The following is a 14,830-nucleotide window of genomic DNA, read 5'->3' on the forward strand; positions in this document are numbered from 1 at the left end:
GGTAAACAACCCTGTTCCGTGCATCATCGAGCGGTCTCCTCACAGCAGCCAGAAGGTGACGGAAACGCTGGCAGGGACCTCCCTCCGTGGGGTAACCTGACCCTCATGAAATCCTTGGCGGCGGAGAATCCTGTCCACTACTTCCGGATGCCGCTACCTCCAACTGGTGGCGCCGCCGGCCGCCGGCCGATGAGCAGCGGGGAGAACCACTGATGGCCATCAAGCTCGACAATGTCGGCATCGCCGTGCGTGACATTGAGGCGGCGATAGCCTTCTTCACCGACCTCGGCCTCACTGTGCTTGGCCGTGACACGGTCAGCGGCGAGTGGGCCGACACCGCTGTCGGGCTCGACGGAAACCATGCCAAGATCGCCGTGCTCCAGACACCCGACGGCCACGGCCGCCTCGAGTTCTTCGAGTACATCCACCCGGACGCGATCGAGACGGAACCGACACGTCCCAACGAGATTGGCATGCACCGGGTGGCATTTTCCGTCGACGACATCGACCAATCCTTGGCGATTGCCGCGAAACACGGCTACCACCCGCTCCGGGGCGTGGCCACCTACGGGGACATCTACAAGCTCACGTACCTGCGCGGCCCCAGCGGAATCCTGGTGATGTTCGCGCAGGAGCTCAAGCCGGCGGGCTCGTGAACCCGGCTCCCCTGCGTCTCACGCGCGGGGCAGGGTTAGGGGAAACCGCGGCACAGTGATGCGGCGTTGGGGAAAACCGCGGAACAACTGATGCCGCGTTGGGGAAAACAGGGACTTATCTGATGCGGGATCGGGGATGGCTAGAAGATGGACCAGCCGGTCTTTGCCGTGAACTCGTCCAGGGCCGCGATGCCGGCAACGGAGTTTCCGTTGGGGCCCAGCGACGGACCCCAGACCGTGATGGCGCAGCGGCCCGGGACGATGGCCACGATGCCGCCCCCCACCCCGCTCTTGCCGGGAAGGCCCACACGGTAGGCGAACTCCCCCGCGGCGTCGTACGTGCCGCACGTGAGCATGACGGCGTTGACCCGCTTACTCTGGTTGGGGCTCAGAAACGGCGTGCCGCCGGCCGCCACGCCGTGCCGGGCCAGGAACAGCGATGCCTTGGCCAGGTCCTCGCAGCTCATGGACAACGCACACTGCCGGAAATACGCCTCCAGCACGTCGTCCACCGGGTTCTCCAGGTTGCCGTAGCTGGCCAGCAGGTGCGCCATGGAGGCGTTGCGGTGGCCGTGGTCGGCCTCGGATGCCGCCACGACGGTGTCAATGTCCACGGCGGGGTTGCCTGATTCCAACCGCAGGAGGCCCCGGATCGAGGCGGCCGCGTCCCCGGTCAGCGTCAGCAGCCGGTCCGTCACCACAAGTGCGCCGGCGTTGATAAACGGGTTGCGGGGAATGCCGTGGTCCGCCTCCAGCTGGATCATGGAGTTGAACGGCGTGCCGGATGGTTCCCGGTGCACCCGGCGCCAGATCGAGTCATAGTCGTAGGACATGACCAACGCCAGGGAGAACACCTTGGAGATCGACTGGATGGAGAACTGCTCCTTCCAGTCCCCCGCCCCGTACACTTCACCGTCGGCCATGGCCACGCAGATGCCAAACTTCTCCGGTGAGACCTCCCCGAGGCTGGGGATGTACGAGGCAACCGCCCCGTCATGGCACAGCGGGGCCACATGCTCCGCGATGCCCTCAAGCACCTCCTGCAAATCTTCCACATGCCCTCCCAACGAAAGTACCGGCGTCGAACCTGGGCCGCTGCCGCCCGCACGCAGGCGGGCAGCGGGCCAAAAAAATGGGGGTGGCAGCCAATCAGCCGCCACCCCCACACTACAGAGGTGCTAGAGGACCTTCGCGAGGAAGTCCTGCAGGCGCGGCTGCTGCGGGTTGCCGAAGACGTCCTCGGGCCGGCCCTGCTCGCAGATGACGCCGCCGTCCATGAAGATGACACGGTCGGCGACCTCGCGGGCGAAGCCCATCTCGTGCGTGACCACAACCATGGTCATGCCCTCGGCGGCGAGGTCGCGGATGACCTGCAGAACCTCGCCCACCATTTCGGGGTCGAGGGCGCTGGTGGCCTCGTCGAAGAGCATGATGCCGGGGTTCATGGCCAGCGCGCGGGCGATCGCCACGCGCTGCTTTTGCCCGCCGGACAGCGAGGCGGGGCGGGCGTCGGCCTTCTCGGCCAGGCCCACGCGGCGCAGCAGTTCCATGGCCTGTTCGCGGGCACCGGGCTTGTCCTTCTTCTTCAGTTCCACCGGCGCCAGCATGATGTTCTGGATGACGGACATGTGCGGGAACAGGTTGAAGTGCTGGAACACCATGCCAATGTTCTGGCGCACGGCATTCAGGTCAACCTTGGGCTCGGTCAGGTCAAAGCCGTTGACCGTGACGGAGCCGGCGGTGATGTCCTCGAGCTTGTTCAGGCAGCGCAGGAAGGTGGACTTGCCCGAGCCCGAGGGGCCGATCACGCACACCACCTCGCCCTCAGCAATGTCCACGTCGATCCCCTTGAGGACCTCGTTGGCGCCAAAGGACTTCTTCAGCCCGCGGACGGCAATTTTCACGTTCTTTTCAGTGGTGGGGCTCATTTGTTGAACTTCCTGTCAAGGGCGTTGGATACCTGGGTCAGGATGGTGATGACGATGAAGTACAGTGCCGCCACGATCAGCAGGGTCTCGCCCGTGCGGAAGTTCGAGGCGTAGATCTGCTGGCCCTGGTAGGTCAATTCCGCGAAGCCGATGACGGCAAGGAGGGAGGTGTCCTTCAGGGTGATGATGAACTGGTTGATGAACGACGGCGTCATGATCTTGACCGCCTGCGGCACCACTACACGGCGCATCGATGTGACGTAGCTCAGGCCGAGGCTGCGGCTGGCTTCCAGCTGGCCGGGATCCACGGACTGGATGCCGCCGCGGACGATTTCGGTCATGTAGGCGCCGGCGTTCAGGCTCAGCGTGATGACACCGGCCGTGAGCACGTCGAGGGGCTGGCCGGTCATCTGCGGCAGGCCGAAGTAGAAGAAGAACGCCTGGACCAGCAGCGGGGTGCCGCGGAAAATGGAGACGTAGGTGGTGGCGATGCCGCGCAGGACAATGTTTTCGGAGACCTTGAAGAAACCAAACAGGATGCCCAGGACAAGCGCGATGGCCAGGGAGAGCACGGTGGCGACCATGGTCAGCCACAGGCCCTTCATCAGTGCCGGCCAGCTGTTCTTGAGGAGGTCGAAGAAGCCGCCCTGCTCCTGCACCTCGGACTTGGCAAGGTACTTGTCCAGGATGGCGTCGTATTCACCGTTGGCCTTCAGCGTGGCCAGGCCGTCGTTGAATGCTGCCAGGAGGTCCTGGTTCTGGCCCTTGTTGACCGCGAATCCGTAGGAACTGCCCTGTTCCTTGTCGGTGACGATCTTTAGGCCGTTGTTCTGGCTGACACCGTAGGCAAGCACCGGGTAGTCGTCGAACACGGCGACGGAGTTGCCGGCCTTGACGTCGTCGTACATGGTGGCGGAGTCTGCCAGTGCCTTGACGGTGAAGCCGTACTGGCCGGCGATGGACTTGGCGAATGACTCGCCTTCACTGCCGCGCTTGGCCGTGACGGTCTTGCCCTTGAGGTCCTCGTAGGACTTGATGTCCTGGTTGTTCTTGGCCACGGCCATTTGCACGCCGGAGTCGAAGTACGGTTCGGAGAAGTCAAAGATCTTCTTCCGCTCGTCCGTAATCGACATGCCGGCGATGACGCCCGCCACCTGGTTGGACTGCAGTGCCTGCAGGGCGGCATCGAAACCGAGCGACTTGATGTCGACCGTGAAGCCCTCCTCGTCGGCGATCGCGTGGATCAGGTCCATGTCGATGCCCACCAGGTTGCCGCTGCCGTCGCGGAACTCAAACGGCGCGAAGGTGGTGTCGGTGGCGATGGCGAAGGTCTTGCCCTTGGCATCGGTGACCTGGACACCGGCGGACTGGGTGCCGGGCTGCGGGGCCGCCGGCGCACTCAGCGCTGAGGCGCCGCCGATCCCCAGCAGCATGGCGGCAACAGTAAAAAAGGCGGCGAGTGCGGCAAATATGCCGCCCCTGCGCCGCCGCATGGGTGAGTGCCTAAGCATAGTTTTCCCTTACAACGATGGATTCGATCCCTGTCCAGACGAATGAATTACCCCCAAGACGTTACAGCCTAAAGTCCCATCAGGCGAGACGAAATGGATCCCGCCGGAAGTTTGTGTCCGTACCGTGAGGATCCACGGGCCGGGTTCCGGTGCACTGCTGTCCCACAACACCTGCGGGATGGCCCGGCCGCCGGCATCCCTGAGGCGCCGGCACAGTGCAGCTGTGCCGCAAACAGGTCAACGGCACCCGACGGTTCGCGAGGCCCCAGGCACGGACCGGACCCGCCACGCCAGCCGACCCGGGGCGGGCACTTCGTTGTGGATTCGCCTAGGCTTGATGTGGCGTCCGTTACCTTCAGCGCCGCCCGGAACAACCCGCGTCATCCGGAACCACCCGCGAAAAGGCCATTAATGTCCCAGTCCACACCCCTGCCCACGTCCACGCCCGAATCCAAGCCCAACGTGATCCTCATCTGCGTCGATGAGTGGCGCGGCGACTGCCTCGGCGCCGAGGGCCACCCCCACGTCCAGACACCGCACCTGGACGAACTGGCGTCCAAGGGTGCCCGCTTCCGCCACGCCTACTCGGCAACGCCCACCTGCGTCCCCGCCCGCGTTGCCCTTTTCACGGGGCAGTCGCAGGAGCGGCACGGCCGGGTGGGCTATCAGGAGGGTGTGAAGTTCGACGACGTCCATCCCGTCACGCTCCAAGGGGAGTTCCGCCGTGCGGGCTACCAGACACAGGCGATCGGCAAGCTGCACGTGTATCCGGAACGGTCCCGGGTGGGCTTTGACGACGTCATGCTCCATGACGGATTCCTGCACTTCGCCCGCAGGGAGCACCGCCGCGATTTCAAGTTCTTTGACGACTACGTGCCGTGGCTGCGCCGACAGCCCGGAGCCACGGCGGATGAGGAATACATGGACCACGGCGTGAACTGCAACTCCACCGTGGCCCGGCCCTGGGACAAGCCCGAACGCCTGCATCCCACGAACTGGGCGGCAGGCCAGGCGGTGGAGTGGCTCTACCGGCGGGACCCCACGCGGCCCTTCTTCCTGTACCTTTCCTTCCACCGCCCGCACCCGCCGTATGACCCGCCGGCCTGGGCGATGGAGATGTACCTTGACTTGCCGGCCGTGGCACGCCGGGTGGGCGACTGGGTGCACCACTACGAATCCGTGCGCCACGACGGCCTGCACCAGACGGCCTTCGGGACGCTCTCCCCCGCCGTCATGCAGCGCGCACGGGCCGGATACTACGGGCTCATGACCCAGATCGACCACCAGCTCATGCGCGTCTTTGAGGCCCTGAACGAGTTTGGCCTGGCGGATAACACCGTCATCGCGTTCACCTCCGACCACGGCGAAATGCTGGGCGAGCACGACTTCTACCGCAAGGCCGTGGGCTATGAGGGCTCGGCCCGGGTGCCGTTCATTGTCACCCCGGCCCCGAACGACGCTGCCGCACTGCGCGGAACCGTGGTCGACGAGGTGGTTGAGCTGCGCGACATCATGCCCACCCTGCTCGACCTGGCCGGCGTGCCCGTGCCGGCTTCCTGCGACGGGAAGTCGCTGGCGAGGTTCCTGCGGGAGATGCCGGCCGCCGTCGGACATCCAGCGGAGAATCAGGCAGGCGGGGAGAGTCCCGGCCAGGAACAACCTGCCGGACTAGAGCCGTGGCGGGAGTGGCTGCACGGCGAGCATGTCTACTTTGGCCAGTCGCTGCAGTGGGTCACGGACGGCCATGTGAAGTACCTGTGGGCATCAGGCTGGGGAAGCGAGGAACTGTTCGACCTCGACGCAGACCCCGGCGAGCTGCACAACCTCGCACCCCTGCCGGAGCACGCCGGGCTGCTGGCGCTGTGGAAGGGGCGGCTCATTGAGGCGCTCTCCGGGCGCGAGGAGGGTTTTGTGCACGACGGCGAACTGGTCACCGGTGCGCCCGTGTCCACCATGCTTCCCCACGCCAGGGCGCTGGCCGGCATGTAGGCACCTGTCCCGGCTGCTAGTCCAGTGCGATGTAGCCGTTCGAATCGGGCAGCTTGGGATCGTGGTACCGGATGAATTTGGAGCCGTGGCTGTTGTCCACGAGGAAGGCCGCGTAGCCGGTAAAGTTGCCGGTCACCTGCTGCCCCTTGGCGAAGAGCTTGGGGGCCGGAGGAACCACGTTGGAATTGAACGCGTGGTAGCGAATCGCAGTGGTCTGCAGCTCGATCCGCTGCTTGTAGCCAAACAGTGGCTTGCCGCTGATGCTTTTCAGCGTCAGGTTGGCTGCGACAAAACGGTGGGTGTCCCCCGGGTCGGTGTTGGCCGGCTCCAACTCGAGCAGCTGTTCCGTTGCGTTGTCGCTGAAACTGTTCAGAACAATCTCGAAGTGTTCGGCAATGACGCGGGTGCCCAGGCGGTGCGGATCTTCGGGGGTGCCGGCGTTGGTGGAGAGCGGGGCATCCGCGGTGCCGTGGGCGTCCCACGGAATGTTTGCCTCGAGGCCCTGCGCATCGGGGCGCTCCGCCACCTCAGGCTCAGGCTCGGACTCCGTCACTGCCTCCTGCCCGTCCGCCTGCGACTGCGGTTGTTCGGCAGCGAAGGATTCCATGGCCACCGGCGGTTCCACCTCTTCAACGGTGAATTCATGGGACTCGGTGAATTCCCAGTTGTCGGTGCCTGCCAGTGCATTGAGCAGGTTGCCGCCAAAGGCAATCAGCAGCACCGTGACAATGATGGAGGTGGCAGCGGCGACGGCTCCCAGGATCAGCCCCGTGAGCGACTTGCCGCGGGAGCGCTTCCTTCGCAGCGCGAGTGCGCCGAGGATGATGGCGGTGGCGCCCAGGAGCAGGCCCAGAACCGGGACGGCGCCGCCCAACACTGCAATGATGCCGACCACGAGGGCCGCTGTCGCAAGCCCGTCGGGCGCCTTGGCCTGGGGCGGGGCACCGGAAAGGGCTTGGTCGGGAACGGGCGGCTGGGTCATGGCAGGCTCCTGGGCAGCTTCGGCAGGGCGGCAGCTGCGGCCGTGCACAGGTTCTGTCGTGCACCGGCTGCTCCGGCGGCCCGTATGTGTGGCCAGACTATGGGCGGCCCTGTCAGTTTCATGAAAGCCACCGGACACATGCGGGCACGCCTTTTCCACCCTGGCCGAGCCCGCCTCCCGTGCCGAAGCCGTTTAAGAATGATCACATCCACGGCGCTAGTCTCAGCTGCACGGGCCGACGCCGGCACCACACCTATTTTTCAAGGAGCGCAGCCATGGGACTCGGACAATGGATTCAACGCAGCCTGGGGATGTCGGGCGGCATCAAGGTGGGACTGGAAGTGCCCCCGGTCTTTGACTGGCCGGACCGGGTGATCCCGGTGGCGGTGACCGTCACCGGCCACAAGGCCGAACCGCGCACCATTACGGGCTTCGACTTTGTCCTCAGGGACAAGGCCCCCGCCAGCGCCGATGCGGATGCCGGCAACGGCAGCCGCTTTCGCCACGAATGGAGCCACAAGGAAATGATCGCGCTCGAGCCCGGCGCCTCGGTGACCGTGCCGCTCCACTACGTGCTTCCCACGCCGCCCTCGGCCGAAGAGCTGGGCATCGCCGACAGCCTGCAGGCCAAGGGAATAGCCGAGCGGATGCTGGCAAAGGGCTTCATGGCCGCCACGAAACTGCCCGAGGGAATACACCAATACCTTCTTACGGTCGATGTGCGGGTTGACGGCGTGAAACGCGGCGTCGGCGACACCCGCAGCATCAAGCATGGCGGCAGGACCAAGACCACCTTCGGGTTTGGCGGTGTGAACATCGGCTAGGCGGGACCCGCGGGTATGAGGGCGAGTCGCCCCAGCGCCGGGCAGGAATTGCTCAGCCGTAGAAGAGCCGCTCAAACACGGCGCGGGCACGGCGGGTCAGGCCCAGGTAGTCGTCCTCGAACGCCGTGGCGTTGCCGGGTTCATAGCCGCACCAGCGGGCCACCGCTTCCAGGTCCCGCCGCGCCGACGGCAGCAGGTCGGATGGCTTGCCCGTCCACATGACGTTGGCATTGCGGATGCGTCCGGCCAGGCGCCAGGCGGCCTCGAGCACGGCGGCGTCGTCCCCGCCCAACAGGTCCAGCCGGATGGCTGCGTGCAACGCCGGGATAGTGGCGGTGGTGCGCAGTTCCGGATGCTCGTGGGCGTGCTGGAGCTGCAGCAGCTGCACCAGCCACTCGACGTCGCTGAGCCCGCCGCGGCCCAGTTTCACATGCCGCGACGGATCGGCACCGCGCGGCAGCCGCTCTGATTCCATGCGTGCCTTGATCCGCTTGATTTCGCGCAGGCTCGCCTCCGGAAGCTCCCGCGGGTAGCGGATGGGGTCGGCCATGGCGATGAAGTCCGCCGCCAGCTCGTCCGATCCGGCCATCGGCAGTGCACGCAGCAGCGCCTGGGCCTCCCATGGGGACGACCAGCGCTGATAGTACTCCCGGTAGGCCTCGAGGGAACGCACCAGCGGCCCGTTCCGCCCTTCGGGGCGGAGGTCCGCGTCGACGCTGAGCACCCGTTCGGCCACAATGGCCGGACGCAGGGGCGCCGTCAGCAGCGCTGTCAGCTTTTGCACAATCGCCTTGGCCTGCTGTGTGGCCGCCTCGGCGCCGGCACCGGAGGGCCCGTCAACGGGCAGGTGCACGAACAGCACGTCGGCGTCGGATCCATAGCCGATCTCCCTCCCGCCCTGCCGGCCCATGGCCACCACCAGCACCCGTGTCAGCGGCTCGGTTCCGGCGTACACCTCGTTTTCTGCCACATGAAGCGCGCCAAGTACGGCCGCCCGGTCAGTGTCGCTGAGGGCCAGGGCCACGGCGTCCTGGTCCAGCAGGCCGCAGCAGTCGGCGATGGCGATCCGCAGGATCTCGCGCTGGCGCAGCAGCCTGATCAGCCGGATCGCATCCGTGCCGTCGCCGTGGCGGGACAGCGTGGCCCGGATTTCCCCCCACTGCGATTCAAAGCTCTGCGGCACCAGGTCCTTGGAGTTCCCCAGCCACGCGGTCGCCTCCGGGGATACTGCCAGCAGGTCCGCCACGAGGGAGGAACTGGAGAGCAGGTGGCACAGCCGTTCCGCTGCGGCTTGGTGGTCGCGGAGCATGCCCAGGTACCAGTGCGAAGTGCCCAGCGAATCGCTCACCCGGCGGAAGGCGAGCAGGCCTGCATCGGGATCGACGCCGTCGGCCAGCCAGCCCAGCAGCACCGGCAGGAGCTGGCGTTGCAGCGCGGCCCTGCGGCTCACCCCGGCCGTCAGCGCCTCGATGTGCCGCACCGCGCCTGCTGCGTCCCGGTAGCCGAGCGCGGCCAGGCGGGCCTTGGCGGCGTCGGTGGTCAGGGCGGCGTCCTCGGCGCTGAGGTTCGCTGCCGTGGCCAGGATGGGGCGGTAGAAGATGCGTTCATGCAGGGCGCTGACGGAACGCTTGACCTGGGCCCAGTCCGCCAGCAGGGAATCGGCGCTGGGCCGCTTCGTGTTCAGCGGACCCGTGACCGAACGTGCCAGGGCCCGCAACTGCCGGGGGTCGCTGGGCATGGTGTGGGTCCGGCGCATGTGCACCAGCTGGATCCGGTGTTCCAGGACGCGCAGGTAGCTGTAGTGGTTGAGCAGCAGCGCCGCGTCCGTGCGGCCAACGTAGCCCGCCTTGGCCAGCGCATCGATGGCTGCAGTGGTGGCCCGCACCCGCAGGCTCTCGTCGCTTTTGCCATGAACCAGCTGCAGCAGCTGCACCGTGAACTCCACGTCCCGCAGCCCGCCCCGGCCCAGCTTGATCTGCCGGTCGGCGTCGGCATCGGGGATGTTGGCTGCCACCCGGCGGCGCATGGCCTGGACGGATTCCACAAAGCCCTCACGCTCCGAGGACGCCCAAATCAGCGGGGCCACGGCCGCCTCAAATGACTGCCCCAGCTCCACGTGCCCGGCGATGGTGCGGGCCTTGAGCAGGGCCTGGAATTCCCAGCTTTGCGCCCAGCGCTGGTAGTAGGCGAGGTAGGAATCCAAGGTGCGCACGAGCGGCCCGTCCTTGCCCTCGGGGCGCAGGTTTGCGTCCACCTCCCACAGTCCCGGTTCGCGTTCCGGGGCGTAGATGGTGCGGGAAACGGCACCTGCCAGCGCGTTGCCCACGCGCACGACGGCGGCCTCGTCCAGTTCGGCGGCGGGCGGCAGGTTCGGAGCGCCCCAGGTGCCGGAAGGGCCGGTGCCTGAACGGGGTGCCACGACATACATGACGTCGACGTCAGAAATGTAGTTCAACTCCCGGGCCCCGCACTTGCCCATGCCGATGACCGCCAGCTCCACGGCGGCCACCTTGTCCACCCCCATTGCGGCACCCACCTCGGTTCGGGCCACGGCCAGGGCCGCCTCCAGCGCGGCCGCCGCAAGGTCCGCCAGCACGGCGCCGACCTCCGGCATGGCCTGCTGCGGGGATGCGGCCGCCAGGTCCATGACGGCCAGCTCGCACAGGTGCCTGCGGTAGCTGGTGCGCAGGGCGATCCGGGCTGCCTTTCCCTCCAGTGCGGACACCGGCACCGCAGCCTCCGGATCCGCACCCACCGCACGCAGCAGCGAGCCGCGCAATGCCGAAGCGTCGGCGGGGCCAGGCACCGGGGAGGGCGCGCCGTCGAACATGTCCAGGTGTTCAGGGTGGCGCATCAGGAAGTCGGCGAGGGCCTCCGAGGCGCCCAGCAGCCTGAAAAGCGACTCGTTCGGGGCGCGGCGGCCGGTGTCCGGATCCGGCTGGAAGAGGCTGTCCTGGCTCTCCGGCACGGCGCTGAGCAGCCGCACCAACGACTGCAGGGCCATGTCCGGATTGTCGGCCAGGGCCAGTGCGTCCAACAGCTCCGGCTGGTCAAGCCCGGCGAGTTCGTCGAAGCCGAGGAAGCGTTCGCACATTTCAAGGTCGGAGAAGCCCCGGGAGATCAAGGTGCGGGTCAGTGAACTCATGGCAGGGTCTAGAGCACCCCCAGGTACCGGTTGATCTCATAGGGGGTGACCTGGAGGCGGTACTCCTGCCATTCCTCGCGCTTGTTCCGCAGGAAGTTCTCGAAGACCTGCTCACCGAGGATGGCCGGCATGAGCTCGGACTCCTCCATTTGGCGCACGGCGTCGTGGAGGCTGGAGGGCAGCGGGTCGTGGCCCAGGGCGCGGCGTTCCGCGCTGGTCAGGGCGCTGATGTCCTCGACGGCGGCCGGCGGGAGCTCATACCCTTCCTCGATGCCCTTGAGCCCGGCGCCGAGGAGCACGGCGTAGGCCAGGTACGGGTTGGCGGCGGAGTCGATGCCGCGGTACTCGATGCGCGAGGCCTGCCCCTTGCCGGGCTTGTACAGCGGCACCCGGACCAGTGCGGAACGGTTGTTGTGCCCCCAGGAGACGTAGCTGGGGGCCTCTCCCCCGCCCCAGAGGCGCTTATAGGAGTTGACGAACTGGTTGGTGACGGCGGTGAATTCCGGGGCGTGCTTGAGGATGCCTGCCATGAACTGGCGCGCCGTCTTGGAGAGCTGGTACTCGGCGCCCGGTTCGTGGAAGGCATTGGAATCACCCTCGAACAGGGAGAAGTGGGTGTGCATGCCGGAGCCGGGGTGTGAGGAGAACGGCTTGGGCATGAACGTGGCGTAGGTGCCCTGCTGGATGGCGACCTCGCGGATCACGGTGCGGAACGTCATGATGTTGTCCGCCGTGGCCAGCGCGTCGGCGTAGCGCAGGTCGATCTCGTTCTGGCCGGGACCGCCCTCGTGGTGGCTGAACTCCACCGAGATGCCCACATCCTCCAGCATGGTCACGGCCGTGCGGCGGAAGTCCTGGGCGACCCCGCCCGGGACGTGGTCAAAATAGCCGGCCTGGTCCACGGGGACGGGGATGCCGTCCGGTCCGGGGCGGTCGCTCTTGAGCAGGTAGAACTCAATCTCAGGGTGCGTGTAGCAGGTGAAGCCCATGTCCGCGGCCTTCTCCAGCGTGCGCTTGAGAACGTTGCGCGGATCCGCGGCGGAGGGTTCGCCGTCGGGTGTCAGGACATCGCAGAACATGCGCGAGGTCTGCTCCGACTTTCCGTTGCCGCGCCAGGGCAGGATCGCGAAGGTGGAGGGGTCCGGCTGGGCCAGCATGTCCGACTCAAAGACCCGGGCAAGCCCCTCGATGGCGGAACCGTCGAAGCCGAGCCCCTCCTCAAAGGCGCCTTCCACTTCGGCCGGTGCCAGGGCCACGGATTTCAGCGAACCCACGACGTCGGTGAACCAGAGCCGCACAAAACGGACATCGCGCTCTTCGATGGTGCGCAACACAAATTCCTGTTGACGGTTCACGCCGCTGCCTCTTTCTAAGGGTGGTGCCCGCACTCCATCCAAGGTGTGGCTGCGGGCAGCTCGGTTGCTGCTGTGAACACTCTACTAAGGACTGTCCCGCCGCGGGCACATTGCGCGCCGTCCGGCCCCGGCGCCAACTCGTAATAAGCTGGTGCCATGGCATCCTCAAGCATCCCTGATTCCTCCGCGCCCGCACACAACGCCGTGTCCGGCGAACCGGCCGTTGCGCCTGAGCTTCCCGCGCCCTACGGCAACGCCGCCGGCACCCCGGCCGCTGCCTCGGCAGGCACAGCCGCTGCCGGCCCGGCCGGTATTCCGGCAAAGGCGGCCAAGGTCCGCACCCACCACCTGCAGGCCGCCAAGCGCGCCGGGGAAAAATTCGCCATGCTCACGGCATACGACCAGTACACCGCCCAAATCTTTGACGAGGCCGGCATCGAGGTGCTCCTCGTGGGCGATTCCGCGTCCAACAACGTCCTGGGCAATGAGACGTCGCTGCCCATCACGCTGGACGAGATGATTGTCTTCTCCCGCGCCGTCACAGCCGGCGCCAAGCGGGCCCTCGTTGTTGCGGACCTGCCGTTCGGTTCTTATGAGCAGTCCCCCGAGCAGGCCATCGCCTCCTCCGTCCGCCTCATGAAGGAGGGCCTGGTGCACGCCGTGAAGATGGAAGGCGGCGCCTACTATGCCCCCACCGTCCGAGCACTGACCCAGGCCGGCATCCCCGTGATGGCGCACATCGGCTTCACCCCGCAGGCCGAACACGTGCTGGGCGGCTACCGGGTCCAGGGCCGCGGCGAGTTTGCCCAGACCATGATTGACGACGCCGTTGCCCTGGTTGACGCAGGAGCGTTCGCAGTGCTGATGGAAATGGTCCCGGCCGACACCGCTGCCGCCGTGGATGCCGCCATTGCCGTGCCCACCGTTGGCATTGGCGCCGGCAACACCACCACCGGCCAGGTGCTCGTGTGGCAGGACATGGCCGGGCTGCGGACCGGCAAGATGGCCAAGTTCGTCAAGCAGTATGCCCAGATGCGCACCATCCTGGCCGACGCCGCCCGCGAGTACGGCGAAGAGGTCCGCTCCGGCGTGTTCCCCGGCCCGGAGCACACCTTCTAGTCCCCCAAGTCCTTCTTAACCTCGCTTCGCTCGGCCAGGGAACCCTCGGACTTGTGGGCCCACCACGGTGGAAAATGAGTCCGATTCACCCGGCCTGGAATCCACTGGCCGGGCGGCGTCGCGGCGGGCGTGCCGGGAACAACGGGGCTATTCGTCGTCGTCCTCGTCAAAGGCATCCGCGGCCTCGTTGCGGGCGCGGACCCGTTCCGGCGCGGCCTCGGCCTCGGCACGCGTTTCATAGGGGCCGATCAGCTTCTGCCAATCGGATTGGGCGTCCTTTTCAACTTCGTGCGTTTCCACGTTGTACCAGTACTGGGCCATGGTTTCCTCCTTGGACTTGACGTGTGTCACTGTCATCTTAGGCCCAGCGCACGGGGCGGGTGTCCAGGCTGCGGCGGGCGGCGGAAAAACTTATAGGATGGTGGCATGTCTTCCACCGCACTTACGGCCCCAGTCGGCACGCTCGTCCCCGGAACCATCAGCCCCGAGCTGGCCGTTCCCCTGTCCATCCCACGCCCCGAATACGTGGGCAAGGCCGGCCCGGCACCGTTCAAGGGTTCCGAGGTCAAGGACGCCGAGACGCTGGAGAAGATCCGCATCTCCGCCAAGATTGCCGCACAGGCCATCGTTGAGGTGGGCAAGAACATTGTCCCCGGCGTGACCACGGACCAGCTCGACCGGATCGGCCATGAGTTCCTGCGGGACCACCAGGCATACCCTTCCACGCTGGGGTACCGCGGCTTCCCCAAGTCCCTGTGCTCTTCCCTCAACGAGGTGATCTGCCACGGCATCCCGGACAGCACCGTGGTCCAGGACGGGGACATCATCAACATTGACATCACCGCCTTCAAGAACGGTGTCCACGGAGACACCAACTGGACCTTTTGCGTGGGCGATGTGGACGAAGAGTCCAGGCTGTTGGTGGAACGCACCCAGGAATCCCTGCGCCGCGCCATCCGCGCCGTGGCCCCGGGCCGTGAAATCAACGTGATCGGCCGCACCATCGAATCCTACGCAAAGCGCTTCGGTTACGGAGTGGTGCGCGACTTCACCGGGCACGGGGTGGGCGAGGCCTTCCACACCGGACTGATCATTCCGCACTACGACGCCGCCCCCGCCTACAACACGGTGCTGAAGGAAGGCATGGTGTTCACCATCGAACCCATGCTCACGCTCGGCACGATTGAATGGGACATGTGGGCTGATGACTGGACGGTCGTCACCCGCGACCGCAAGCGCACAGCTCAATTCGAGCACACCATGGTGGTCACGGCCACGGGCGCCGAAGTCCTGACCCTCCCGTAACCCTTCCGACGTTTTT

At 66.4% G+C, this 14,830-nt stretch carries 12 protein-coding genes; 5 read left to right on the forward strand and 7 right to left on the reverse strand.

All coding sequences use genetic code 11. The annotated features are described in order from the left end of the window. Positions 1 to 212 precede the first annotated feature (212 nt). A complete protein-coding gene (locus JOF48_RS18775; RefSeq protein WP_209683606.1) occupies positions 213 to 656 on the forward strand; it encodes a VOC family protein in 444 nt (147 codons plus the stop codon). Between the two features lie 140 nt (positions 657 to 796). Here the strand turns inward: JOF48_RS18775 and JOF48_RS18780 are convergent, their stop codons facing one another. The 3 genes from JOF48_RS18780 to JOF48_RS18790 all read right to left on the reverse strand — a co-directional run bounded on the left by JOF48_RS18780 (position 797) and on the right by JOF48_RS18790 (position 4,095). Beyond that, positions 797 to 1,711: a glutaminase gene (locus tag JOF48_RS18780; RefSeq protein WP_342591309.1), complete on the reverse strand. Its 915-nt coding sequence runs from the start codon at positions 1,709 to 1,711 to the stop codon at positions 797 to 799. A gap of 123 nt (positions 1,712 to 1,834) precedes the next feature. Next, entirely contained in the window at positions 1,835 to 2,584 is a 750-nt protein-coding gene (locus JOF48_RS18785; protein WP_209683609.1) for an amino acid ABC transporter ATP-binding protein, read from the reverse strand. Then, positions 2,581 to 4,095, reverse strand: a complete 1,515-nt coding sequence (locus tag JOF48_RS18790; protein ID WP_209683624.1) for an amino acid ABC transporter substrate-binding protein/permease — start codon at positions 4,093 to 4,095, stop codon at positions 2,581 to 2,583. The genes JOF48_RS18785 and JOF48_RS18790 overlap by 4 nt, the downstream gene beginning before the upstream one ends. A gap of 411 nt (positions 4,096 to 4,506) precedes the next feature. On the opposite strand from JOF48_RS18790, the gene JOF48_RS18795 reads away from it, so the two are divergent. Further along, positions 4,507 to 6,084 (forward strand): arylsulfatase, encoded by a 1,578-nt coding sequence (locus JOF48_RS18795; protein ID WP_209683627.1) that lies wholly within the window; start codon positions 4,507 to 4,509, stop codon positions 6,082 to 6,084. Positions 6,085 to 6,100: 16 nt separating this feature from the next. On the opposite strand, the gene JOF48_RS18800 is transcribed toward JOF48_RS18795, so the two are convergent. Further along, on the reverse strand, positions 6,101 to 7,066 hold the full coding sequence (locus JOF48_RS18800; RefSeq protein WP_209683630.1) for a DUF4190 domain-containing protein: 966 nt from the start codon (positions 7,064 to 7,066) through the stop codon (positions 6,101 to 6,103). Positions 7,067 to 7,341: 275 nt separating this feature from the next. Between JOF48_RS18800 and JOF48_RS18805 the strand changes: the two genes are divergently transcribed. After that, on the forward strand, positions 7,342 to 7,890 hold the full coding sequence (locus tag JOF48_RS18805) for a hypothetical protein (RefSeq protein WP_209683633.1): 549 nt from the start codon (positions 7,342 to 7,344) through the stop codon (positions 7,888 to 7,890). A gap of 52 nt (positions 7,891 to 7,942) precedes the next feature. Here the strand turns inward: JOF48_RS18805 and JOF48_RS18810 are convergent, their stop codons facing one another. Next, complete coding sequence (locus JOF48_RS18810; RefSeq protein ID WP_209683636.1) at positions 7,943 to 11,035, reverse strand: bifunctional [glutamine synthetase] adenylyltransferase/[glutamine synthetase]-adenylyl-L-tyrosine phosphorylase; 3,093 nt, start codon at positions 11,033 to 11,035, stop codon at positions 7,943 to 7,945. An 8-nt stretch (positions 11,036 to 11,043) separates the two neighbouring features. After that, positions 11,044 to 12,390 carry a type I glutamate--ammonia ligase gene (gene glnA / locus JOF48_RS18815; protein WP_209683639.1) on the reverse strand — a complete coding sequence of 449 codons (1,347 nt, stop codon included), beginning with the start codon at positions 12,388 to 12,390 and terminating at the stop codon, positions 11,044 to 11,046. A 156-nt stretch (positions 12,391 to 12,546) separates the two neighbouring features. Between glnA and panB the strand changes: the two genes are divergently transcribed. Then, positions 12,547 to 13,509, forward strand: coding sequence for a 3-methyl-2-oxobutanoate hydroxymethyltransferase (gene panB, locus JOF48_RS18820; protein ID WP_209683642.1), 963 nt, complete (start codon positions 12,547 to 12,549; stop codon positions 13,507 to 13,509). Positions 13,510 to 13,656: 147 nt separating this feature from the next. Here panB and JOF48_RS18825 read toward each other — a convergent pair whose 3' ends face one another. Beyond that, positions 13,657 to 13,830, reverse strand: coding sequence for an SPOR domain-containing protein (locus JOF48_RS18825; RefSeq protein WP_209684780.1), 174 nt, complete (start codon positions 13,828 to 13,830; stop codon positions 13,657 to 13,659). Between the two features lie 105 nt (positions 13,831 to 13,935). Between JOF48_RS18825 and map the strand changes: the two genes are divergently transcribed. After that, on the forward strand, positions 13,936 to 14,814 hold the full coding sequence (gene map, locus JOF48_RS18830) for a type I methionyl aminopeptidase (protein WP_209683645.1): 879 nt from the start codon (positions 13,936 to 13,938) through the stop codon (positions 14,812 to 14,814). The last annotated feature ends 16 nt before the right edge of the window (positions 14,815 to 14,830 follow it).

This window comes from Arthrobacter stackebrandtii (genome assembly GCF_017876675.1).
Classification (GTDB): Bacteria; Actinomycetota; Actinomycetes; order Actinomycetales; family Micrococcaceae; genus Specibacter; species Specibacter stackebrandtii.